The sequence below is a fragment of the Paenibacillus dendritiformis genome, assembly GCF_945605565.1.
Taxonomy (GTDB): Bacteria; Bacillota; Bacilli; order Paenibacillales; family Paenibacillaceae; genus Paenibacillus_B; species Paenibacillus_B dendritiformis_A.
Genome location: NZ_OX216966.1, coordinates 4,399,603 through 4,422,726, shown reverse-complemented (window position 1 = coordinate 4,422,726; position 23,124 = coordinate 4,399,603). Strand labels below are relative to the sequence as shown.

The 23,124-nt window shown below is 55.1% G+C and carries 19 protein-coding genes and 2 pseudogenes; 18 read left to right on the top strand and 3 right to left on the bottom strand.

Going from position 1 to position 23,124, the window contains the following annotated elements:
* Positions 1-332: 332 nt before the first annotated feature.
* The 16 genes and pseudogenes from NNL35_RS19710 (at position 333) to NNL35_RS19635 (ending at position 13,976) form a co-directional block, all read left to right on the top strand.
* Positions 333-1,334 carry a helix-turn-helix transcriptional regulator gene (locus NNL35_RS19710; RefSeq protein ID WP_006675570.1) on the top strand — a complete coding sequence of 334 codons (1,002 nt, stop codon included), beginning with the start codon at positions 333-335 and terminating at the stop codon, positions 1,332-1,334.
* A gap of 229 nt (positions 1,335-1,563) precedes the next feature.
* Positions 1,564-2,769: an MFS transporter gene (locus NNL35_RS19705; protein WP_006675571.1), complete on the top strand. Its 1,206-nt coding sequence runs from the start codon at positions 1,564-1,566 to the stop codon at positions 2,767-2,769.
* Positions 2,770-2,957: 188 nt separating this feature from the next.
* Positions 2,958-3,974, top strand: a complete 1,017-nt coding sequence (locus NNL35_RS19700) for an ABC transporter substrate-binding protein (RefSeq protein ID WP_006675572.1) — start codon at positions 2,958-2,960, stop codon at positions 3,972-3,974.
* 95 nt (positions 3,975-4,069) lie between these two features.
* Positions 4,070-5,689 carry an AraC family transcriptional regulator gene (locus NNL35_RS19695; protein WP_006675573.1) on the top strand — a complete coding sequence of 540 codons (1,620 nt, stop codon included), beginning with the start codon at positions 4,070-4,072 and terminating at the stop codon, positions 5,687-5,689.
* A gap of 277 nt (positions 5,690-5,966) precedes the next feature.
* A pseudogene (gene tnpA, locus NNL35_RS19690) lies at positions 5,967-6,317 on the top strand (IS200/IS605 family transposase).
* A 53-nt stretch (positions 6,318-6,370) separates the two neighbouring features.
* Positions 6,371-7,427: pseudogene (locus NNL35_RS19685) on the top strand (RNA-guided endonuclease InsQ/TnpB family protein).
* A gap of 197 nt (positions 7,428-7,624) precedes the next feature.
* Positions 7,625-8,221 (top strand): AAA family ATPase, encoded by a 597-nt coding sequence (locus tag NNL35_RS19680; protein WP_006675576.1) that lies wholly within the window; start codon positions 7,625-7,627, stop codon positions 8,219-8,221.
* Between the two features lie 19 nt (positions 8,222-8,240).
* The gene (locus tag NNL35_RS19675; RefSeq protein WP_006675577.1) at positions 8,241-8,699 is read left to right on the top strand and encodes an NUDIX domain-containing protein; all 459 of its coding nucleotides are present in this window, start codon (positions 8,241-8,243) and stop codon (positions 8,697-8,699) included.
* Between the two features lie 168 nt (positions 8,700-8,867).
* A complete protein-coding gene (locus tag NNL35_RS19670) occupies positions 8,868-10,031 on the top strand; it encodes an alpha-hydroxy-acid oxidizing protein (RefSeq protein ID WP_006675578.1) in 1,164 nt (387 codons plus the stop codon).
* A gap of 30 nt (positions 10,032-10,061) precedes the next feature.
* A complete protein-coding gene (locus NNL35_RS19665) occupies positions 10,062-10,382 on the top strand; it encodes a DUF421 domain-containing protein (RefSeq protein ID WP_006675579.1) in 321 nt (106 codons plus the stop codon).
* A gap of 57 nt (positions 10,383-10,439) precedes the next feature.
* Positions 10,440-10,658, top strand: coding sequence for a hypothetical protein (locus tag NNL35_RS19660; RefSeq protein ID WP_006675580.1), 219 nt, complete (start codon positions 10,440-10,442; stop codon positions 10,656-10,658).
* A gap of 45 nt (positions 10,659-10,703) precedes the next feature.
* Positions 10,704-11,639: a 5'-nucleotidase gene (locus NNL35_RS19655; protein ID WP_006675581.1), complete on the top strand. Its 936-nt coding sequence runs from the start codon at positions 10,704-10,706 to the stop codon at positions 11,637-11,639.
* 63 nt (positions 11,640-11,702) lie between these two features.
* The gene (locus NNL35_RS19650; RefSeq protein WP_083835500.1) at positions 11,703-11,999 is read left to right on the top strand and encodes an HTH domain-containing protein; all 297 of its coding nucleotides are present in this window, start codon (positions 11,703-11,705) and stop codon (positions 11,997-11,999) included.
* On the top strand, positions 11,893-12,498 hold the full coding sequence (locus NNL35_RS19645; RefSeq protein WP_006675582.1) for an SRPBCC domain-containing protein: 606 nt from the start codon (positions 11,893-11,895) through the stop codon (positions 12,496-12,498). The genes NNL35_RS19650 and NNL35_RS19645 overlap by 107 nt, the downstream gene beginning before the upstream one ends.
* A 290-nt stretch (positions 12,499-12,788) precedes the next feature.
* Positions 12,789-13,304, top strand: coding sequence for an NUDIX domain-containing protein (locus NNL35_RS19640; RefSeq protein WP_006675583.1), 516 nt, complete (start codon positions 12,789-12,791; stop codon positions 13,302-13,304).
* 504 nt (positions 13,305-13,808) lie between these two features.
* Positions 13,809-13,976, top strand: a complete 168-nt coding sequence (locus NNL35_RS19635; protein WP_254553677.1) for a hypothetical protein — start codon at positions 13,809-13,811, stop codon at positions 13,974-13,976.
* A 431-nt stretch (positions 13,977-14,407) separates the two neighbouring features.
* Here NNL35_RS19635 and NNL35_RS19630 read toward each other — a convergent pair whose 3' ends face one another.
* The 3 genes from NNL35_RS19630 to NNL35_RS19620 all read right to left on the bottom strand — a co-directional run bounded on the left by NNL35_RS19630 (position 14,408) and on the right by NNL35_RS19620 (position 19,268).
* A complete protein-coding gene (locus tag NNL35_RS19630; protein WP_006680069.1) occupies positions 14,408-14,884 on the bottom strand; it encodes a zinc ribbon domain-containing protein in 477 nt (158 codons plus the stop codon).
* A gap of 249 nt (positions 14,885-15,133) precedes the next feature.
* Complete coding sequence (locus NNL35_RS19625; protein ID WP_006680068.1) at positions 15,134-18,226, bottom strand: efflux RND transporter permease subunit; 3,093 nt, start codon at positions 18,224-18,226, stop codon at positions 15,134-15,136.
* Between the two features lies 1 nt (position 18,227).
* The gene (locus tag NNL35_RS19620; protein ID WP_006680067.1) at positions 18,228-19,268 is read right to left on the bottom strand and encodes an efflux RND transporter periplasmic adaptor subunit; all 1,041 of its coding nucleotides are present in this window, start codon (positions 19,266-19,268) and stop codon (positions 18,228-18,230) included.
* 204 nt (positions 19,269-19,472) lie between these two features.
* Here NNL35_RS19620 and NNL35_RS19615 point away from each other — a divergent pair, with 204 nt between their 5' ends.
* A complete protein-coding gene (locus NNL35_RS19615; protein ID WP_193372705.1) occupies positions 19,473-20,759 on the top strand; it encodes an alpha-L-fucosidase in 1,287 nt (428 codons plus the stop codon).
* A 214-nt stretch (positions 20,760-20,973) separates the two neighbouring features.
* Complete coding sequence (locus tag NNL35_RS19610) at positions 20,974-22,944, top strand: ATP-dependent DNA helicase (protein ID WP_254553999.1); 1,971 nt, start codon at positions 20,974-20,976, stop codon at positions 22,942-22,944.
* The last annotated feature ends 180 nt before the right edge of the window (positions 22,945-23,124 follow it).

Sequence of the window (23,124 nt, the reverse complement as noted above, 5' to 3'; positions counted from 1 at the left end):
TGAAAGACTACGAAACGGAAGATAGAACGAGGTAGAAAAATAAGGAAAATTGTTTGTCTCTATCATATAGGAAAAAGAAGAACATGTGTGAATTGAATATTTTTTTATAAATTCGCAAGCAATAATTTTTATTAATTAAACCGCATTAATATTTAGCCTGATTGGGAGCGGAATGGCTTCGCCGAACCGCAATATTCCGTATACGCCGGGCAAATTGATCCTTAGAACATCAAATTGGCTTCGAGCTTCCGGAATGGATAGCCAGATTAGCCGGATTTCGTTATAATAATGAGAATGATTATCAGTATGATTACAGACCGGAGGCGCACCATATGAACGGGACAGATTTTCATCTCAATTTCAACCGCTTTTTCGATGAGCTGAGGCTGACGAGCCAGAGCAGGGCCTGTGCGGATCAAATGGAGCTGCCAACGTCCGCCGGCGAAGGGGGAATCCGGCGCTTCCTCCCTCGCCACGATATGGAGGTCGTCTTATCGGAGTATGCGCTGCATCGCGATTGCGTGCTGTCTCTCGCTACGGAGGCGCCTATGGTCGAGCTGAGTTACACGATGCAAGGGGGGCGCGGCCTTCGGGTCGACGGCGAGGAATACAGCATGATGCCGGGGATGTGCTCGCTCCAATTCATCAATCAGGCGGATTACTGCTTCGAATTTGGCGGGAAGGAAGCGTTCACGATGGTTAGCATCTGCATTCCCGTGACCAGCTTTCATCATTTCATGGAAGCGGCGGATGGAACGAGAAGCGTCGACTTTACGCAAATTATGGGCTGGCGTTCATTCCGGAGCTTCCAGGAGACGACGCTTCCCGCCGCGACGGTCATCCTCAATCGGCTGATGGAGCATGCCCGGAACGGAAGGGCGACCAATATTGAGATCGAATGCAGCGTCTTGGAGCTGCTGTCGATGTCCTTCCGATCCTTCCTGGCGGATGGCCTGCCGGGACGCTCCAAGCTGGGACGAACCGATATGCTGAAAATCCGGGAAGCGAGGGACATTCTGCTGGAGCGGATGGCGGAGCCGCCTTCGCTGCTCGAGCTGTCCCGGCTGATCGGGCTGAACGACTACAAATTGAAGACCGGCTTCAAGGAAATGTACGGCGCGACCGTATACGGTTACCTCCGGGAGCAGCGGCTGGAGAAGGCGTACCGCCTGTTGACGGAAGGGAAGATGAATGTCATCGATGTCTCCTGCGCGGTGGGTTATTCGAATTCCAGCTACTTCGCGGAAGCGTTCCGCACGAAATACGGCATCAATCCGGGAAGTCTGGTCCGGCGGTCTTCAGCCAGCTTTCTTCATGACCGTTCGCTTCCCTGAAGGAAGCCAACCTGGTCAACTGCCTCTCGGATCGGCTTGGTCTCCGGATCCGTACAACCAGCTAATGAATCCGGCTGGTGGTAGCATACCGCCTCTCCTCGATCGTATCATGGTACCGTTGAGAACGAATCTCAACGGCGGTGAGCAGCCGCATCAGCGGCTGGCAAGGCCGCCGCTGCGCATGGCTTGCGGAGGACCAATGCAGCGAATAGGGCAGGAAAGGGGAGGCATGCTTGTGAAATTCAGAATGGGCATTATGTTTCTTATTGTATTGTGCGGGATGATATCGATCGCCGCGTTCAATCCGATTATCGGGCCGCTGTCCCGCCATCTGGGGCTGAGCGAGCTTCAATCCGGCTGTCTCGTATCCATCACAGGCTTGACCTGGCTTCTTGGCGGGTACTTCTGGGAGAGGATGACCTTCCTGGGCAGGAAAAAGATGCTGGCATCGCTTATGGTCATCTATGTCGCGACGCTGGTGGGGTTCGCTCAGCTTGCGGATTATGCGGAGGCCCATTTTAACGGCACCGCCAGCGCCGGGCTGTTCTGGACGCTATTGCTGCTGCGTACGGTCGCCGGCTTCTTCTTCGGCGGCATTCCGGCCATGGCGCAGGCGTATGTGATGGGCTGGACGACGCCGGAGACGCGCACGCGGGGCATGGCCCTGTTCGGGGCGGCCAACGGGCTCGGCTTCGTGCTCGGTCCCGCGATGAGCGGAGGCTTGGCGGCGATCGGCCTTACGGCGCCGATGTATGGCGCCGCCACGCTGTTATTCGTAACGGCGCTGCTCTTCATGGCAGCTATCGCCGAGGAGCCGGTGCGGAAGATGCGGAAGCCAGCGCCCCGCGCTTCTCTGTCTCCGAATGACAGCCGCATTCGGCTGTATTTGTGGGTGGGGCTCCTGCTCTCGTTCGCCTTGAACATTGTTCAGGTGACGATCGGGTTCTATGTGCAGGATACATTGGGCTATGATGCCCAGGCCGCCACGCAGCTTATCGGTCTTGGCCTGGCCGTCTCCGGCGTCATGGTGGTCGCTTCGCAGATTGTCATCAGCAAATATTTGAAATGGCATCCGTCGCGGGTGCTGCGGGTCGGGCTGCTCTTCGTCGCGCTCGGTCTGCTGGGACTGTTGACGCTGCTGCGCTTCGCTTATCTCGATTTCGCGGTATTGGGCATCGGCATCGGCTTCACGCTGCTGGGGTACAGCGCCGGGGCTTCGATGGCCGTCCGGGACGAAGAACAGCGGACTGTCGCTTCCTATATTGCAGCGCTTCAGGGCGGTGGCTCGTTCCTGGGGCCCGTTACCGGCACGGCATTATATACGGCTCATCTATCGCTGCCGTATTCGTTCTGTGTGCTGCTCATCGCCATCTCGGCCGTATTCGCCATAAGGAGAAAGGGAGCCCCGCAAGCCGAAGCAGGAGTGACGAGCTAGAGCGGGCCGCTTGATCGCCTGCCGTTTCTTGAATATGTATAAGAAATCCGTTGCGAATGTGCATTGCCAGCCGATATCCCATGAGCTACAATGGATTCCAGTAGATGAAAATGAGAATCATTATTAATGAAGGAGTTCTCAGGATCATCTTGCCGGTACATACATCTTGCATGGGAGTGGGTAAGGAGATGGACAGGTCGTATCGATTCACGGCCGCATGGACGGCGTTAATGCTCGTATTGATGTTCAGCGCGGCAGGATGCGGCGCGCAGCAGGAGGCCGGCGGCGAGTCGCCGGGCCGCGGGGAACAGGCGTCGCAGCCGGCGGAGAGCCAGGACAAGCCAGAAGGCGGGTCGGAGAGCGCAGCCAGTGGCACGAGATCGGTGACTGATGAATTCGGCGAGGTGAAGATTCCCGCCCATCCGCAGCGGGTAGCGGGCATCTATGTAGAGGATTATATGGTGGCGCTCGGCGAGAAGCCGATCGTCCAATGGTATCATCCAAGCTGGGGGAAGCAGGACTATCTCGGGTTGGACGTGCCGCTGTTCGATATCACGGGCAGCATTGAGGCGCTGCTGGAGGCGAATCCCGATCTGATCATCGTGGACGGGGGCGCCGACGCGGCCAAATATGAGATGTATTCCAAAATCGCGCCGACCTACCGGCTGAAGGAAGAAATCTTGGACGATCCCGCCAAAGTATTGACGGCCATCGCAGATTTGCTTGGAATTCCGGAAAAAGGCGAGAGCGCCGTCGCGCAGTACGAAGAAAAAATTGCCGATGCCAAGGAGAAGCTGTCCCAGGCCGCCAAAGGGGAGACGGTCGCCGTACTCCGGTTGAATGTCGGGGACAAGACGATGGCTTTATTCGGCGTCAAGAACCGGTATACCGGCACCATTTACCGGGATATGGGGCTTACCCCGCATTCGTTCGCGCGAGATATGACCGACTATCATGCGATCCTCTCCGAGGAGAAGCTGCCCGAGCTCGATGCGGATCATATCATTATCTTCCCTTCGAATGGTTCCTGGTCAGCGGAGGAGAACAAAGAAGCCGAGCAGCTGCTGGACAGTCCATTGTGGAAGTCGCTGCCTGCCGTTCAGAAGGGACAGGTGTACAAGGCGGAGCGAACCCAGTGGCAGTCCGGCGCGATAACGGCGAACATGAAGAAAATCGACGATCTTATGCAATGGTTCGTGAAGTAGCGGGAAAGCGGCGCGTTACAAATGGAAAGCTATTCAGCCAAACGCTGATTGGCTTTCTTTTTCCATATTGACAGATCGGTTCAGGGGGATAGGGGATGAAAGGGAATTCAGCCGATCCATCGGCTCGCCCAGCCTGGGTATATGTGATGAAGGACATTCGGTACTGCATGCTTGCCGCGAATGGCTACAAAAAAGAAGAACAAAACGGTTCGTATTCGCTGTGGGTCGTCACCAGAGGCAGCGGCAGAATCGACATGGCCGGGACGGGATTCCGTCTCGAACGGGGGAAATGCTACGCCACGCCTCCCGGATCGGTAGCTGCCGTCGTCTCAGGGGATGCCGGCTTATGCTGCTATCAGCTGGCCTTCGATGCACTGCGGGCGGACGGGAACGATTCGGTGAACGATCCGCCTGCGGCGGTCGAGCCGTTCCCTTGCCGAGGGGAGGTATTATGCCATCCGTTCTCGCAATGTATTGAGCATGTGGAAGCCATTTATCGATGGCGGCATGACAGCGATGAGATGGCTGTCTTCGACAACCATATCCGGTTCCAGCAATTGTTGAGGTTCATCCTTGGACAAAATCAGGCCGCCGCGGACGGGACAAGCCAGGCCGATGCCGTGCGCAAATCGATTCTGCATATCGAGCAGCATTATACGGAGCGGTTGACCGTGGAGCAGCTGGCGGAGGAGGCGGCTGTCGCCCGCTGGAAATATACAAGCCTGTTCAAAAAGTTGACGGGTCTCACCCCGCTTGATTATGTGAATAAAATCCGAATCGATCGGGCGAAGCAGCTGCTGGTGACGACGAATGATCGGCTGTATGAGATCGGACAGCATGTCGGCTTCAATAATGAATATTATTTCAGCCGCCGCTTCCGGCAGGAGGTCGGGATCTCTCCCGGACATTACCGGCGCAATCATCGTGCGCAGCCCCGCGTCTTCGCGCCGTTCCTCGAAGACTTCGTGGTGGCGCTGGACATGACGCCCGTCATGCAGGGCATCCATCCCGGATGGGGGCAGCAGGACTATCTCGGGATCGACCATGTGCCTGTCTTCGATGTCGCGGAAGGCGATCTTGGCATCCTGTCCCATCATCAACCCGATGTCATCCTGCTCGATGAAGGCTTCGGCCGCTGGATTCCCGGAGACCGGTTCGGCCGGCTGGGGCAGGTGCATTCGCTGGATCACCCTGGCGAAGACTGGCGCATGACACTACGCATGGCAGCCGTTCTGCTGGGGAGGACGGACAAGGTTGACGATATTATCGCGAAGTATGAGTGCAAGGCGGGGGAGGCGAAGAGCCGGCTGCAGCGCACCGTTCGGAACGGAACCGTCGCGTTCCTCAGAATCTCGGCTGCGGGCGTCAGCTTGTACGGGGGACCGGATCTGGGGTATACGGGTCCGGTTCTGTACCGCGACCTCGGCTTGACGCCGCATCCTCTTGTGCTGCAGTTGGCGAACCGGACACGGAAGGTCACGCTGACGGCGGAATGGCTTGCGCGGCTCGATGCCGACCATCTGTTCATTACGTTCGACAAGCGCCATTCCGAAGCGCCCGGAGAGGAAAGAGATATATTGAATTCCTCTGTATGGCGCAAGCTTCCGGCCGTGCGGAACCGGTGCGTGTATGAGGTCGATTTTTGGCCGTGGATGAATTATGGCGTCATCGCGCACAGCCGCAAAATCGACGATGTGTTGAACGAACTGGCATAGCCTGGCCATAGTTTATGGGAAGGCCTCGATTTGCAGGGCCGCCAAGAGTGGATTCCTCTCTGACGGCCTTGCCGCGTTCCCGGAACAAGTGAGGCTCGTTCGTATATGAATCGTTGACGGCAAGCCGATTCCAGTCTATATTACAGATATTTAGTTGAGAAAGCCCTTGCTTTAGGCATGGGATGAATCGGCTTAGGACAAGGGCTGTCTGCAGGACAGCTAAATTGTTCTGCAGCACCTTGTTGCAGTTATAATTTTAAACGGATACCATGTTGTTATGGGACAAGAATATAGACGAACCGCCACAACCGTATCTTTAATCAACTATCTTTTTGTATTCTGTCCGCGTTATCGAAGAAAGGTATTGGTAAAACAAGTCGAAGTCCGCTTCAAGGAACTGGTGTCGACTATTTGCGGAGAGCATGAATGGCAAGTGATTGTGATGAAAGTCATACCGGATCATCTGCATTTATTTTTGAATGTGGTGCCGACGTATTCTCCTTCGGACATTATGGCCAAATTGTAAGGAGCGACTTCCCGAATCCTGCGTCAAGAGTTCGAACACTTGAAGCATTTGCCTTCTCTATGGACACGTTCCTGCTTTGTCAGTACGGCAGGGAACGTTTGAAGCGAAACGATAAAAACGCTACGTTGAAGAACAAAAGACAAGAGGGTGAAAACATGCAGACGGTAACGATTCAAATCCGCATATTCCCAAGCAATCCGTCTATATTGGCGGATATGGGTAATGAGTACATTCGGACGGTCAATCGATTAGCTGAGCAAGCCGAAGCGTCTGGAACGTTTCCAAAACTAACGTCAAAAACCGTCCAAGCGAATCTACCCTCTGCCGTAAAGAATCAAGCCATTAGGGATGCCAAAAGCATCTTCCAGAAATCAATAAAAGAAAAGAAGCGTCCAATTTTGAAGCGTCGAGTCTACTACGTCAACAATCAGAACTATTCGATTGGTGAAAATACCGTTTCTTTTCCTTTTTGCATGGATGGCAAAGTACAACGCCTCCGTACTCCTGCTCTCATTGCTAATCGTGAGAAAAACATGCTTCAAAGCAGTAAATTAGGGCTTCTGCGTGTTGTTCAAAAGTCGAACAAATGGTTTGTTCAAATCTCGCTCGAAAGACCGAAAGAACAAGTGATAGGCGGCGCGACGATGGGCATTGATCTTGGCTTGAAGGTTCCAGCCGTTGTCGTGACTTCAAACGGCAAGACCAAGTTTGTCGGCAATGGACGCAAGAACAAGTTCATTAGGCGCAAGTACAACGCCAATCGTCGCAAGCTAGGAAAGCTGAAAAAGCTCTCTGCTATCCGTAAGCAGTGCAACAAGGAAAGCCGCTATATTAAAGATCAGAACCACAAAATCAGCCGCCAAATTATCAATATGGCTAAGAGAGAAAACGTAACGGTCATCAAATTGGAAAAGCTATCCGGCATTCGCCAAACGACAAGAACAAGTCGCAAAAACGCTAAGAACCTACATAGTTGGTCGTTCTATAAAGTTGCAACAGTTCATCGCATACAAAGCGGCATTAGCTGGAATCAAGGTTGTAGAAGTCCATCCAGCGTATACTTCGCAGACATGCCCATCCTGCGGTGATCGCAACAAGGCAAAAGATCGGACATATCAGTGTTCATGCGGTTATCGTGCACACCGCGATAGAGTTGGTGCAATCAACATCATGTGTCAACCTGTGGCAGATGGTAACAGTCTGTCAGCCTAGTTAGCTATATGCTCTGAACTAGGATGGGCTATTGAACTAGCCCTTAACTTAGCAGTTGCACAAAACAGAAATGGTCTGCGTGCGCTAACTAGCTAAGAATCCCACGGCTTTCGCCGTGTGGAGGTTCAATATGTGTATTTATGGTATACGACGGCCTAACGCGCTTATGGGCTACACGAGACGATGGAGTGAAGTGAATGATTGTATGGGTGAATGGGGCGTTCGGCTCCGGCAAGACGACGACAGCCTTTGAGCTGCACCGCAGAATACCGGGTTCTTTTGTCTATGATCCGGAAAACGCAGGATTTTTCATTCGAAAAAACGTGCCCCATGAAATGAAGCGGAGCGACTTTCAAGATTACCCGATGTGGCGGGAGTGCAATTACTCGATGCTCCGCCATTTGAACGCCGAGTATGATGGGGCAATTATTGTGCCGATGACGATCGTGAATGCCGATTATTTTAACGAGATCGTAGGGAGGCTTCGGGAAGATGGAGCGAGCGTGCATCATTTTGCCTTATGCGCGTCGAAGGAAGTGCTGCTGAAGCGCTTGAAAACCCGGGGCGAGGGAGGGCAGTCGTGGGCGGCTCAGCAGATAGACCGATGCATTGACGGCTTGTCGCAGCCGGTGTTCCGGCAGCATCTTGACACTGATTCGATGACGGTAGAAGATATCGTGACCCGCATCGCGAATGAATGCCAGCTGCCGTTATTGCCGGATGAGAGAGGGCCGTTCAAGAAATCGTGGGATCGGCTGGCGACCAAAGTGAAGCATATCCGATTTTTTGGCTAAAGGAGGTTGACATAGCATCATGAAGCCAATACGCAATTCTGCCAAGGCTATCATTATTGATGAACGCAACCGCATTTTGCTGACCCAAAACCGCGATCGCGACGGAGTGTTTTATTTATTCCCCGGGGGCGGCCAGGAAATCGGCGAGAAGCTGGAGGAAGCCGTCATTCGCGAATGTATGGAAGAGATCGGCTGCCGTGTTACTGTCAAAGATATATGGTATATCCGCGAATATATCGGGAAGAACCATGAGCACGCGGAATGGGATTATGATGTGCACCAGGTGGAGTTTTATTTTGAATGCATGCTCGACGGGGAGCTTGCGACGGAGGCCGCCACCAATCCGGATTCGGATCAGGTTGGCGTGGAGTGGATCGAGCTTGAGCGGCTGGATCGAATCCGCGTCTATCCCCAAGGGCTGGTCAAGCCGCTGCAGCAAGGGATGCGGGAGCGGCGGTATATGGGGGACATGAACTGAGCGCAACTGGATAACGTGCCGCTGCCGCACAAGCAAAGCACCTTCTCTCAACGGAAAGAGGAGGTGCTTTTTTCATACTCAATCGAGGGATAAGGCTGGGTGCACCGGGGAATTTTACTACGGGAAACTATGAATCATGTCAGTCTTGGCCATGGAGGTATCTGCATTTTGACGCTCGATAGTGAAAAGCTGCAAATGAAGTTCTATGAGAGCGGAGACGGGGCGGTGAAGCTGCTGCCGGTCTCCTTTGATGAGTGGGAGAGCAAGGCGAGAAGCCTGTTGGCCGCCGCACCGTTCGGCTACGTTCATGGGGCGGCCGGAGCGGGAGATACGAACCGCAGTAATGTCGAGGCATTCCAGAAATACCGCATCAGACCGAGGGTATGCTGCGATATTACAGAACGGGACATGTCCATCTCGCTGTTCGGCGCCAAGCTGCCGTTCCCTGTGTTGTTCGCTCCGATCGGGGTAAATACGATTTTGCATCCGGAGGGAGAACTGGCTCCTGCCCGCGCGGCCGTGAAGCTGGGCGTTCCTTATATACTCAGCAACGTGTCGAGCATTCCGATGGAGACCGTCGCGGAAGCGATGGGGAACGGTGTCCGCTGGTTCCAGCTATATCCTCCCCAAAATCATGAGCTTACCCGGAGCTTCCTCGAGCGCGCCGAAGCGGCGGGATACTCGGCGATCGTCGTAACGGTGGACTCCACGCTGCTCGGATGGCGGGAGACGGATCTGCGCAATGCGTATCTGCCGTTTTTGTCCGGTCAAGGAATGGGCAATTATTTTACGGATCCCGTATTCTGCTCGTTGCTGAAGGAGCCGCCGGATCAAAATAAGGAAGAGGCTGTCAAGCTCGCGTTGGATGAAGGCAACAACACGTGCTTTACCTGGAAGGAGCTGGACTTTATTCTTGAACATACGCGTTTGCCCGTTCTGATCAAGGGCATTACGCATCCGGATGATGCCGTCATGGCTGTAGAGCACGGTGTCGATGGCATTATCGTCTCGAATCATGGAGGACGGCAGTTGGATGGCGCGGTCGCCACGCTGGATTCGCTGCCTTCGATCTGTGAATCGGTTCAAGGCAAGGTCCCGGTCTTGATGGATAGCGGGATCCGCCGTGGAGCCGACATCCTGAAGGCTATCGCCCTGGGAGCTGATGCCGTGCTGATCGGCCGCCCCTATGCATATGCTTTGGCTGTCGCGGGGGAGACTGGCGTGCAGGAGGTAATGGAGCATCTCATCGCCGAGACCGAGCTACAGTTGGCGATATCGGGTCGGAGCTCCATTCGGGATGTGGACGCTTCCCTTGTCATCAAAGTGAAATAAACGCATTTGCCGAAAATGGACTGCACTTACATGGCGTACAGGACGGGTATCGTTTCTGTCAGTGACGTCAAGTACGCTACTATTGAAATCTCGGGCCATATGGGGTATGAATTGATGCGGCATACCAAGCCGGTCACGATTGGAGAGATGGAAAAGATGCTGGCTCAACTCGAAGGGAAGCCCCCGAAGCAGAAGCAGCAGCTAAAAGCTAATCTTTTCACCGAAGTCGTGGAACAGGAGCATCGCCGATCCTGTCCGGCCCGAGTTGGATTGACAACGTACGTCTTCCGATGGTTGGCATCATCAGGTTGGGATGCACCAAGGCCCATGGTGCCGGCGCGCGGACTGTGATAAAATGAAACCGATTACAGGTATTTTCATATCCTTGTAAAAAGTAGGCGGAACCGGATGAATGATCAGATCAGACGGCAACCGAATCAACGAACGTCACGGCGGAAGAGGCTGGCCACGCTTCTTCTTGTGCTGCCCGCTAGTCTAGTAATCTATGATTATGTTCGTTACATATGCGGCGGGCCGATAGAACCGATGGAGATGGCGACGATGCTGATTCGCTTGTCCATTGCCAAATTGGTCATTCTGATTCTGCTGCATATCCGGCAGAAATGATAACGCTGACTCGCGAGGCGCATCACAAGAAAGGAAGATTCGGGAATGTCATACGAAATTGAACAAAAATTGGTCATCGCGACGGCATCCAGCGCGCTGTTCGATCTGGCGGAGGCCGATCAAGTATTCCAGGAGAAGGGCGAGGAAGCATACCGGCAGTATCAACGGGCCCATGAGCATGACATATTGAGGACGGGCGTTGCTTTTCCGCTCATCAAAAGACTGCTGCAGTTGAACGGAAGCTCGGCGGACGATCAGCCGGTTGAAGTCGTCTTGCTGTCGCGCAACGATCCGGATACGGGGCTGCGGGTGTTCAAGTCTATCGAGCATTATGGGCTGAATATTAGCCGGGCCGTGTTCGTCGCCGGCAGCAATCCGTTCCCGTACATGGAAGCGTTCAATGCATCGCTGTTCCTGTCAGGGAACCCGAAGGACGTCACTGAAGCTGTTGAGCGCGGCTTGCCCGCGGGCTGTATCTATCCGACCGATTATATCGATGATGACGAGGACGAGGAGCTTCGGATTGCGTTCGACTTCGACGGCATTATCGCGGATGACTCCGCCGAGACCGTATTCCAGGAAGGCGGGGGATTGAAGCTGTTCCATGATCATGAGCGCACATTGGCGGACGAGCCGCTCCCTCCGGGACCGCTGCTCCGCTTCTTCACGGAGATCGCGAAGCTGCAGAAGCGGGAAATCGAACGGAACGAGAGAGATGCGAGTTATAAGCCGAAGATCAGGGTCGCGATTGCGACGGCCCGGAACGCGCCAGCCCATGAGCGCGTCATTACGACCTTGCGCAAGCTGGATATTCGCGTCGACGAAGCCTTCTTCCTCGGAGGAATCGACAAGGGCAGGGTGCTGCGTATCTTCAAGCCGCATATTTTCTTCGATGATCAGATGGGGCATATCGAAGGCGTGGCCCGCATCGTTCCGTCGGTGCACGTGCCGTTTGGCGTTACGAATGGACGGAGCGGCTGAGAACGGCAGTGCCGTAATATGGTGAAAACGACACATGATTGACTGGGAAATGAGTGAACGACGATGACCAAGGCCGACAGTATGCTGGCCATATCATGGCTCCTGACTTCCCGGCGCCGCATGACGGCCAAGGAACTGGCCGATCAACTGGAGGTTCTTATCCGAACCGTGTACCGGTGCATCGATGGTCTGCGTGAGCGTCGTTCCGATTCTATATTGCAGATCGTTCCCAACGAAAAAGGGAGGAATATCAATGGTCGGTTCCCAATGCAGAGAAGCGATATTAGCGAATACGGGCCAAGCCTGGGAAGAATGGATTCAGCAGCTGGATCGGGGAGTGGATCCGGGCTGGTCCCATGAACGCATCGTTCGGCACATTGCCGCCGAATATGAAGTATCGCCGGAATGGAGCGATCTGCTCGCCCTGCTGTATGGACAGAAGCTGGGCCGCGTTCCTGTCGGCCAGACAGCTTCCGCAGGCGTTCAGATTGGAGTGCGGCGGACGATGCCCGTCTCGAAGGATAAGGTATGGACCTTCCTGCTGTCATCCGAAGGGCTGCCCTGCTGGCTCGGCACCCTGCCGTCTTTGCCCTTGCAGGTAAGGCATGAATATGTGACGGAGGAGGGCACCCGCGGCCAGATTCGCTCCGTCATTCCGCAGCAGAAGCTGCGATTGACCTGGCAGCCGCAGGGGTGGGACCATCCGTCCACGCTGCAGCTCTACGTCCTGTCCAAGAGTCCCGACAAGACGACCGTCTCCGTTCACCAGGAGAAGCTCGATGATATTTATATGCGGGAAGTGATGAGACGGCATTGGGAAGCGGCGCTGGACCGTATTCAATCCCGTCTTATCGGTTGATAGGGGCGGACATCGTTTGAACTAGAGAGGAAGGCAAGCTGGGCGGGGGAAATGTACGCTTCCTGTCCGGTGAGGCGGCGGATCGGCCGTATGCCAAGCGGGTGCCGTGACGGCATCTTCGCGAGGGAGCCGGAATGCGCCCGTGATGACGCCTGCATGCTATACATGCTGCCTCTCTGCATACGATAATGGAAGCAGAGGCTGCGAAGTTGACAATCGATGCATCACGATGAGCCAGCCAGCGGTACGAACGATTCCAGGCTTGCTTGTGATGTCGGGGAGGGATGGACATGGAAGAGATACGCAATGCGGTGCGGGCGTTGATCGTGGAGGATGACCAGCTGTTGTTGATCAAGAAGGAGCGGCCGGAAGTGGGTGTCTATTATGCGCTGCCGGGCGGGGCCCATGAGCCGAACGAGACGCTGGAGGAGACGCTGCGGCGCGAATGTGAGGAAGAGCTGGGGGCGTCAGTGACAGACCTCCGGATACTCTGTATGCGGGAGTATGTATCGGCGAACCACGAATATTCCCATATCATGAAGGAGGTCCATGCAGTCGAGTTCATCTACACCTGCCGGCTTCAGGAGCGAGGGGCCGTTCCCGGCGGAGCGCATGCCGACGAAGGGCAGATCGGGATCGAATGGCTGCCGGTGCGCGATGTCATCGCAACCGTGGAGCACAGCTATTTCTCGAAGCGGACGCGGAAATATGTATTCCCGCAGGCCTTGCATGATTTTTTGGGCGAGTATTTCGCGGCCGATCCGCTTGAGCTTGTCGCAAGCACCGTGTATGGAGAGCGCGGCTGACAACGATAGATGAAGAGGCTGTCCCATAGGCAGTGCACAAGGATGCTGGGCAAGACGGGACCACAGAGAACGCAGTGGCAGGAGTACAGAGGCAGGAGTAGAGAGCGGGTATAAAGAGGAGGGAAATATACAGCGGCGGGAAAAGCAGCGGAAGATGGATGAGGCAGTGCAATCCTGCGTTAATCAGGCTGTTGGAAAACCCCTGTTTTTTGCGAAGGGGTGGAGATTGTCCATTTTCCTAATCAAAACTTGGCCCTCAGAGCGTTTTCAATCGATTTTTTCTAGTGAGAGACGAGATCCACCATATAAAAAATGAAGTGGAGAAAATTCCCACAGACTTCTCAACGGCCTGATTTTACGGGATCCAAGAGACCACGTCGGATCCTGGGGGCATCATCGCCTCCAGGAGGTATCATCGCCTCGTTGCCTTCAGGAGGCATCGTTACCTCTTGGGGCTTGAACGTGTGGAGGGAATTGCTGCTATTTTACAGGAATTTCGGCTCAATGAGTCCACATCCCGAGGAATTGCTGCAAATCTACATCATTTATGGCCCTTTTGCTTCAAGTCGAAGCGACACGGGTGAAATTCCTGCAGTTTTGCAGGATTCCCCTTCTGGTAAAGTCGTCCATATCGAATTGCTGTATTTGCGCAGGATTTCGCTTACCGAATAGGCGTAGAAATTGTGCAGTTTTGCAGATTTCGCTTGCCGAATAGAAGTGTCTGGAGAAATCATGTAGTTTTGCGGATTTCGCCTACCGGATAGACTTATCTAGGGAAATGGTGCAGTTTTCAGGTCGTTGGAAACCCCCTGTTATTTACGAAGGGGTGGAGATTGTCCATTTTCCTGCTCAAAACTTGGCACGCATAGCGTTTTAAATCGATTTTTTCTACGGAGAGAGGAGATCCACCACATAAAAAATGAAGTGCCAAAAAACCCCTTGGACGTTCTCAACGGCGGGTTTTGCAGGAATTCCTGTAACGGAGTAAACGTCATAAGGGAAAACTACATTTTTACAGCTTTTCGGCAAGTCGAGCGTTGAGAATCAGGGGGCTGTCTCACTGTAGCGAAATGCTGCTTATGGGACAGCCCCATGCTGCCTCGTTACTTCGCCGGCTCGCCGCATAGAACGCAGCGCTCCGCTTCGCCGTTCAGCAGCGCTCCGCATTTCGGGCAGTTCACGGCGATCGGCGGATCGTCCCGTCTGACGAGCGAAGCGGGGATGATCTCGGTTGGCTCCATCGGCACCGCTTGCCCGCAGTGATTGCAGAATCTGGATTCCTGCGTGATGACGGCGCCGCAGGCGCATAGTTTCTCGCCCTTGGCCTTGTAAAGCTGCTTCTCCAACGCGGCGATCTCATCTTCCAGCCGCTGAATGGCTTGCGAGAGGCTTCCGATGCGATGCATCTCATCCGGCAGAGCCTGCTTGACATACGCCTCGTGCACCAGTTCGCCGAGCAGGGTGAACTGCGCTGTTTTTTCTTTCTTTTTCCCCGCAATCTGCGCGCTGATGCGTGTAACCTCCACGGTCTGCTGCGCTTTATCCTTCACTTGATTGAGACCAAGCTTCATTTTATCCATAAAACTCAACGCCACTACCTCCAGTCGGTTATCGTCCTGTTTTTCTCGCTAACCCGATCAATCGGCTGTCCTGCGTGAATGAGGCTATCCCGGAATCAGTCCGCACGGCATGCAATGAATCATCTTGCCGCTTCTATAATATAATGCGTAATCGGCTCTGTTGTATAGGCTCCCTACGAACAAAACCTCCGTCCTGCCGAGTGGCGGAACGGAGGCTGTCTCTTGTCTTGGCCTTACTTGTCAATCTTGTTATACGGCCGCTTCTTGTGCGGTCTCGCTCTTGTTCTTTCTCGTGAACAGACGCTTAATCCAATTCGAGAAATCATCCAAGTACGTGTACATGACCGGCACCAGCAGCAGGGTGAAGATGGTCGAGCAGGAGAGGCCGAAGATGACGACGATAGCCAGCGGCGCCTGCATCTCCGCGCCTTCGCCGATTCCGAGGGCGAGCGGCAGCAAGCCGAGCACTGTCGTTAATGTCGTCATGAAAATCGGACGGAGCCGGCTCGGGGCTCCCTGCATAATCGCCTCATGCCGTTCCAGCCCGTATCTGCGCTGGATGTTGATATAATCGACGAGAATGATCGCGTTGTTCACGACGATTCCCGCAAGCATAATGATTCCGATTAAGGCGGTCACGCTGATCGGCGTCCCGGTAATGAACAGACCGAAGAGGACTCCGATGAACATAGTCGGCATCGCGAACATGATAATGAACGGATACAGCAGCGATTCGAACTGTACCGCCATGACGACGTAGACGAGGAAGATGGAGAAGACGAGCGCGATCGCCAGATCGGCGAATGAATTCATCATTTCTTCCGTCTCTCCGCCCATCGAGTAAGAGTACCCTTCCGGGAAGTTCATCTTCTGCAGCGCCTGTTCGATTTCGGTCGATACGCTGCCCAAGTCTCTTCCTGCCAGATCGGCCGTGACGTTGATCTGCCGCTGCTGATTTTCCCGCTGAATCATGACCGGTCCCTGCAGCTGCTGGAACTGGGCGATGGCGGACAGCGGCACCAGTTGGCCGGTCTGCGATTGAATCGTCAGCGCATTCAAGGCGGAGATGCTATCCCGTTCCGCTTCCGGCAGGATGACGCGCACGTCATATTCGTTGCCGCCTTCGCGGTACTGCGTCGCTAGCTGCCCGTTCATCGCCAGCGAGATCTCGTTCATAATCTGCTGATAGGATAAGCCATACGTGGCGGCCAGACTGCGGTCGATCGAAATGTTCAGCTCCGCATTGCCCTCGGCCGCCGAAGAATTCGCATTATAGACCCCTTGTATATCGGAAATGAGCCAGACGACCTGAGAAGCGACCTCTTCCAGCACGTCCTGCTCTTGTCCGTTCAGCTTGATCTGAATCGGCGAGCCCGAACCGAAGCCGGATTCCATGGCTGACACGGTAATCTCCGCTCCGGGGATTTCGCTGACCGCATCCGTCAGCTCCTGCATCATCGCCTTCGTCGTCATGTCGCGTTCGGTCGCCCGGATGAGCTGGATCGTGAAGGTAGCCGAATTGGCGCCGCCCCCGAACGGGCCGCCTCCGCCAATCGACTCCGAGGCGGTATCGATGATGCTCTCATATGGCTTCAACAGCGCCGCCACTTCGTCGGCCGCCTTCTTCGTCTCTTCCAGACTCGTGCCGCTTGGCGTCTGAACGCTGATCTGAATCTGTCCCTGGTCTCCGCCCGGCATGAATTCCATACCGATGAACGGAACGAGGAAGAAGCTGCCCACGAGCAGGAGGATCGTGGCGAGCACCGTCGTCTTGCGATGTCCCAGCGCCCATCGCAGGATGCGCTTGTAGCCGGAGACGAACAGCCCGAAAAAGCGGAGGTACCAACCCTTTTTCTCGGATTCCACGATCTTCTTCTGCGATACGATCTTGGAGGACAGCGTCGGAATCAGCGTAATCGCCACGACGAGCGAAGCGATCAGCGAGAAGCATACCGTCAAAGCAAGCGGACGGAAAATATCCGATGTGATGCCCTGAACAAATACGATCGGCAGAAATACGACCAATGTCGTCGTCGTCGAGGCGATAACGGCCGAGGCCAGCTCGGAGGCGCCCTTAATGGCGGCTTCCTTCATGGACATGCCCTTCTGCCGGTAGGTGAATATGTTCTCCAGGATGACGATCGAGTTGTCGACCATCATGCCGATGCCGAGGGCGAGTCCGCCCATGGAGATAATGTTCAGCGTCTGGCCGGTAAAATACATCAGCGTAAACGTCGATATGATCGCGATCGGCATCGACAACGCGATAACGAACGTGGAGCGGATGCTGCGCAAGAACAAAATCAGGATGAACACGGCCAACAAGCCGCCGCTCATCATATTGCTGACGACGCTGTCGATCGACTGCCGGATAAATATTGACGTATCGGAAACCTTTTTCAGCTCGATGCCGCTCGGCAGATCCTGCTGGAGTTTGCCGACCGCCTTGTCGACGTTATCCGCGACGGCGACGGTATTGGCGTCGGATTGGCGCTGCACAGACAAGACGAGCGCCGGCGCTCCGTCGACCAGCGTCAGCGAGCTTTGCTTCTTGAAGGTATCGTTAATATCGGCGATATCGCTGACTCGAATCTGTCCGCCGCCAGGCAGATGAATCAATGTCCGGCCGATATCTTCGACGGATGTATATTCGCCCTTGACCCGGATTTGCAGATCCTGCACGCCCTTCGGCACCGAGCCGGCAACGGCTGATTTGTTCTCCGCGTTAATCGCCTGGACGACTTGCGACGCCCCGATGCCGTAGCGTGCGAGATTCGCGCGGTTCAGCTCGACGAGAATCTCCCGGGTCTTGCCGCCGGTAACGGATACCGACGCGACGCCGTTCTCCCGTTCCAGGAACGGGATGATGTTCGTGTCCGCAATCTCTTGAAGCTTCTCCGGCGAAGCGCCCGTCAAGCCCAGCGTAATAATGGGCATCTGATTCGGATCGAACCGGAGCACAGACGGATCATTGGCATCCTCGGGAAGCATTCCTTTGATCTGATCGACCTTCTCCCTGACGTCGATCAGGGCATTGTCCATATTTGTACCGGTCTTGAACTGCAGCATGACGAGCGAAGAGTTCGCCTGCGATTGCGAAGACACGGTGTCAATTCCCTGGATTGTGCTTAACGAAGCTTCGAGCGGCCTCGATATGAGCTTCTCGATCTCTTCAGGCGCCGCACCTTGATAGGAGGTCGCGACGACGGCGATCGGAAGATCGATTTTAGGGAACAGGTCGATCGCGAGGTTGCGCAGACTGACCATTCCGAGCGCGAGGATCGCGAGCACGACCATCATGACGCCGATAGGACGCTTAACGGAGACGTCAATAATTTTCACGTTAGCGCGCCCCCTCGATGATTTTCACTTTATTGCCGTCGGACAAGGTCATTTGTCCCTTGATGACGATTTGATCCTTCGCCTGGAGATTGCCTTTCACCGCCGTCATTTTGGATTGGGCTTCCAGTACTTCGACGGCTTCTTCCACGGCTCGTCCATTTTTAACGATAAACACATGCGATTCGCCGTTCTTCTCCACAATCGCTTCGGTAGGAACGAGGAGTGCGTCCTTCAGCACTTCCTGATCGACGATGAACTTGGCGGTCATGCCGGGCTTGATCTCGCCCTTCGCATTGTCGGCTTGCGTCTCCAAGGCGTAGAATCCGCCTTCATTGGCGACGGGGGACAGATACGTAATCCGGGCGGTGAAGGTTTTGCCCACATCCGGCACTTCGACCTTCGTCTCCTTCCGGTTCTGCAGCAGGAGCATCTGATTCGCGCTGACATTGGCCGAGAACTTCACCGGATTGGTGGATACGATCGTGAACAGCGGGGAGGTTGAGGTAACGAATTCTCCCGCTTCCGCCGCCACGCGAATGACCTGCCCGCTCATTGGGGCCTTCAAGGTCGCATCGGCCAGCCTGTTGCTGGCCTGCTTGACGCGCAGCTGAGCCTGGTCAATGCTGCGCTTCGCCTGATCCAGCTCCAGATCGGACGCTTGAGCGTTATGTAGTGTCTTGTACTGATCCTGTGCCTGCTCCAGACTGAACTGCTCCAGCTTAAGCTGGACTTCGAGGTCATCCGCGTCAATGACGCCGAGCGTCGCCCCCTTGGAGACCATGTCGCCCTTTTTGACATTCAAGCGAACCAGCTCGCCGTTCAGCTTCGGAATGATATCGACGGTTCTGCTCGGATTGGCTGTGCCGATAATTTCATTTTGTTGGCTGAGAGAGCCTTTCTCTACTATTGCGACCTGCACAGGGGTTTCCTTCTCCTGCTCCGCCCCTTGCGCGGGCTCTTCGGCCGGAGGACTGCTGCATCCCGCCAGCGCCGCCCCGAGCATTGCTGCGACGAGGCAGCTTACAAGCCATCGGTTTCTCACGTTTTCTCCCACTCCCTTGTACTAACGATGTGTCAATGACTACCTAACAATACGTGTGGATTAGATCACAGTTTCATTTTGATAATATGAAATGAACCGTGGGTCACTTTGATTATTATACGATTTCTTGCATGTCTTTGCATCTGATCTGTGAGATAATAACGTTATGTTCCTGTTAGATTGCGAAAGGGAGGACTTCAAGTGGTGCAAAAGTGGTTCGAAGAAGCGAAGCTCGGCATTTTTATCCATTATGGCATTTATGCCGTCAACGGCATTGCGGAATCGTGGTCTTTCTATAACGGAAGAATCTCGTATGAAGATTATATGAAGCAGTTGGACGGCTTCACCGCCAGCAAGTTCGATGCCGGCCAATGGGCCGAGCTGATCGAGAACTCCGGCGCGAAGTATGCCGTGCTTACAACGAAGCACCATGACGGGGTGGCGCTGTGGGACACCGGGTTCAGCGATCTGAATGTCGTCGACAAGACTCCGGCGAAGCGGGATATTGTCAAGGAGTATGCGGAAGCGATAACGAAGCGGGGCATCAAGCTCGGGCTGTACTATTCCCTGATCGACTGGTCTCACCCGGACTACCCGTCTGTCTATGAGGGCGGCCGGGTTCCGGACGATCCGGGTGCGGCGAACCCGTTCTCCTATCCGACGGACGGCATTCAGGATGAAGAGAGATGGCAGCGGTTCCTTGAATTCAATAACAATCAGCTGCGGGAACTGCTGACGAATTACGGCAAGGTGGACCTGATGTGGTTCGACGGCGACTGGGAGCGAAGCGCCGCGCAGTGGAATTTGCCCGCGTTCAAGACCTATTTGACATCGTTCAACCCGGAATTGATTATCAACTCGCGGCTTCAGGGCCATGGGGACTATAAGACGCCGGAGCAGGGACTTCCGATAACAAGACCGGAAGGGCCGTGGGAATTCTGTACGACGATCAACCGATCCTGGGGCTATGTGCCGACGGACAATCATTATAAATCGTTGAACCAGATCATCCGCATGTTCTGCGACTGCATTGCGATGGGCGGCAACATGCTCCTTGATATCGGTCCGAGAGAGGATGGCACGATAGACAAGCGCCAGGAGGATATTTTGCTCGGATTGGGCGCGTGGATCCGCACGCACGAGGAAGCGGTGTACGGCACCGGCGAAGGCATTCATACCCGCTATTATCTGGGCGGCAGCACGGTGTCGAAGGATCGCAAGACATTGTATCTGTTCGTGTACGATAATCCGAAGGAGAGTGTATGCCTGAAGGGCTTAGCGAACAAAATCAATAAAATAACCGTGCTTCATTCCGGCAAGGAGCTGACCCACGAGATTCACGGGGGCGTGCCGTGGTTCAACATACCGGGGACGGCCTGGATACATATGACGCCGGAGGATGCCCACGAGAACGTCACCGTGCTGAAGCTGGAGCTCGATGGAGAGCTCGATATGTACGGCGGTTCCGGCGCGGTCGTCACGCACAACTAAGCACCGCGGATCCGTGAAGCTGCGCTGCGTTGTCTTCGTTGGCAGGCTGCGGCATTGATGGATGACCCGAAAATCGATAAAATAAGGGATGAATCAATCCACAGGGGGAGCAGGGTGCGAGGGAAAGCGCATGTCTTCGGAGATCGGGCATGCCGCGAACGCTCCATTCGGCTCCTCTTTTGAAGTCAGGAACAAGATGGAGGCTATACATACGTTGGAACGGTACCCCTTTGATTATGATCCCGCCCGCCCTTATATTCCGCAGGTTAGCGACTGGGTGGCGGACGTTTTTTATGAAATACTGCCGGAGGCCGGCTTTGAAGTGCGGGATGAGCAGATCTATATGGCTTTTCAGCTGGAACGCGCCTATGCCGAGAAGCAGGCCATCTTCGCCGAGGCCGGGGTAGGGACGGGCAAGACGATGGCTTATCTGCTGTATGCCATCTGCTATGCCCGTTATATGCGGAAGCCTGCGGTCATCGCATGCGCCGATGAGTCGCTTATCGAGCAGCTGGTGAAGCCGGAAGGCGATATCGCGAAGCTGTCGGCGCATCTGAAGCTGGACATCGATGCCAGACTCGGCAAATCGCCGGATCAATACCTGTGTCTGGTGAAGCTGGATCAGGCCCGCTCCCAGTGGGAGGACGATGACGCGCCGCTGTATGATGCCATCTATGAAGGTCTGCCGCGCTTCGTCCGCCGCCCGGAGTCCCAGCAAGCGTTCCATGCGTACGGCGGCCGGACGGAATATCCCGAACTGAATGATGCCCGATGGCAGCGGATCAACTGGGATGCGTTCCAGGATTGCTTCGTGTGCGAGAAGCGGCACCGCTGCGGACAGACGCTGTCCCGGGATGATTACCGCAAGGCTGCCGATCTGATTATTTGCTCGCATGATTATTACATGGAGCATCTGTGGACAGCGGAGAGCCGGAAGCGGGAAGGGCAATTGCCGCTGCTGCCGGAGCATTGCGCGGTCGTATTCGATGAAGGTCATCTGCTGGAGTCGGCCGCGCTGAAGGCGGTCAGCTACAAGCTCAAGCATGACGTATTCGAGGAACTGCTGCTTCGCCTGTTGAATGGAGAGGTGCGGGAGAACCTGGCGCAGCTTATCGAGCGGGCGATTGACCAGAGCGGGTATTTGTTCCGCGCGCTGGCTGATTGCAGCCAGGCTATCGCCGGCTCCGACCGCAGCCGGGTGATGCTCGACGAACCGCTGCTGCAGGAGCTGCGCCGCTTCCGGCGAATTATCGACGACATCGAGGAAGCGCTCGTCTATGAGAGCGAGCTGTACACGCTCAACGCGTATGAGCTGCGCATCGTCGAAGAGCATCTCGACATGATTCAGAAGGCGCTCGTTCTGTTCGATCGGGCGGACAAGCCGATATGCTGGACGACCGATCGCGGAGACGGTCTGGTCTTCTCCATTATGCCGAAGACGATCAAGGAGATATTAGCGGAGCGGCTCTTCACGACACGAATGCCGATCGTCTTCTCTTCGGCGACGCTGTCGGTTGACGGCTCCTTCAAGTATGTGGCGGACAGTCTCGGGATAGGGGATTATTTGTCCTTCTCCGTGCCGTCTTCCTATGATTATGCGAATGTCATGCAGGCGGTGGCGCCGCTTCCTTACGGTCAGGACAGCTTCGCGGCGAAGACGGGGACGGCGCTCGCTATTCTGGAGCAGACACCCGGCGGCGCGCTGATGCTGTTCCGCACGCGGGAGGAGCTGCAGCGCTTCAAGCGGGAAATGGATGAATCCGGCTATCCCGATGAATCCGGCACGCGCTTCCTGTATGAAGGGGACCAGGAGATCAGCCGCCTCATCTCCGACTTCCAGTCGGACACGGACAGCGTGCTCTGCGCGGTCAGCCTGTGGGAAGGACTGGACGTGCCGGGAGAGGCGCTGACCAAGGTTATCATCTGGTCGCTGCCTTATCCGCCAGACGATCCCGTGTTCCTGGCGAAGCGCGAGGCCGCGGCGGATCCGTTCGCCGAGATCGATATGCCTTACATGCTGCTTCGTCTCCGACAAGGCATCGGACGGCTTATCCGCACGTCGTCTGACTATGGACGGGTCGCTATTCTGGACGGAGACGTCTACCGCTCGGAAGCGATCCGGGCCCAGATCCAGGCGGCGTTCCCGGCGGGGGTCGAATTGAAGGACAGGCTGAGTGTCTTATAAGGCGTGGAGGATACTATGGCATGAGGCCATGCAGTCCTTGCTTCGGGTGCGTGTAAGCCGTATCGATGCCTTATGGGCATTCTCCCCAGGGCTCAGTTGATTACTATACGAATCGGAGGCTCTTTTTCCCGAGTGGGGAGAAAGAGCCTTTTTTGGAATAGCCGCCATTACAGGGAGAGC

Bases quoted from the DNA above. Each gene is read 5' to 3' on its own strand.
- NNL35_RS19655 (WP_006675581.1), top strand. From the start codon at position 10,704: ATGTCATACGAAATTGAACAAAAATTGGTCATCGCGACGGCATCCAGC.
- NNL35_RS19665 (WP_006675579.1), top strand. From the start codon at position 10,062: ATGGCGTACAGGACGGGTATCGTTTCTGTCAGTGACGTCAAGTACGCT.
- NNL35_RS19680 (WP_006675576.1), top strand. From the start codon at position 7,625: ATGATTGTATGGGTGAATGGGGCGTTCGGCTCCGGCAAGACGACGACA.
- NNL35_RS19630 (WP_006680069.1), bottom strand. From the start codon at position 14,884: ATGGATAAAATGAAGCTTGGTCTCAATCAAGTGAAGGATAAAGCGCAG.
- NNL35_RS19640 (WP_006675583.1), top strand. From the start codon at position 12,789: ATGGAAGAGATACGCAATGCGGTGCGGGCGTTGATCGTGGAGGATGAC.
- NNL35_RS19650 (WP_083835500.1), top strand. From the start codon at position 11,703: ATGACCAAGGCCGACAGTATGCTGGCCATATCATGGCTCCTGACTTCC.
- NNL35_RS19645 (WP_006675582.1), top strand. From the start codon at position 11,893: ATGGTCGGTTCCCAATGCAGAGAAGCGATATTAGCGAATACGGGCCAA.
- NNL35_RS19705 (WP_006675571.1), top strand. From the start codon at position 1,564: ATGCTTGTGAAATTCAGAATGGGCATTATGTTTCTTATTGTATTGTGC.
- NNL35_RS19660 (WP_006675580.1), top strand. From the start codon at position 10,440: ATGAATGATCAGATCAGACGGCAACCGAATCAACGAACGTCACGGCGG.
- NNL35_RS19700 (WP_006675572.1), top strand. From the start codon at position 2,958: ATGGACAGGTCGTATCGATTCACGGCCGCATGGACGGCGTTAATGCTC.
- NNL35_RS19710 (WP_006675570.1), top strand. From the start codon at position 333: ATGAACGGGACAGATTTTCATCTCAATTTCAACCGCTTTTTCGATGAG.
- NNL35_RS19695 (WP_006675573.1), top strand. From the start codon at position 4,070: ATGAAAGGGAATTCAGCCGATCCATCGGCTCGCCCAGCCTGGGTATAT.
- NNL35_RS19635 (WP_254553677.1), top strand. From the start codon at position 13,809: ATGAGTCCACATCCCGAGGAATTGCTGCAAATCTACATCATTTATGGC.
- NNL35_RS19675 (WP_006675577.1), top strand. From the start codon at position 8,241: ATGAAGCCAATACGCAATTCTGCCAAGGCTATCATTATTGATGAACGC.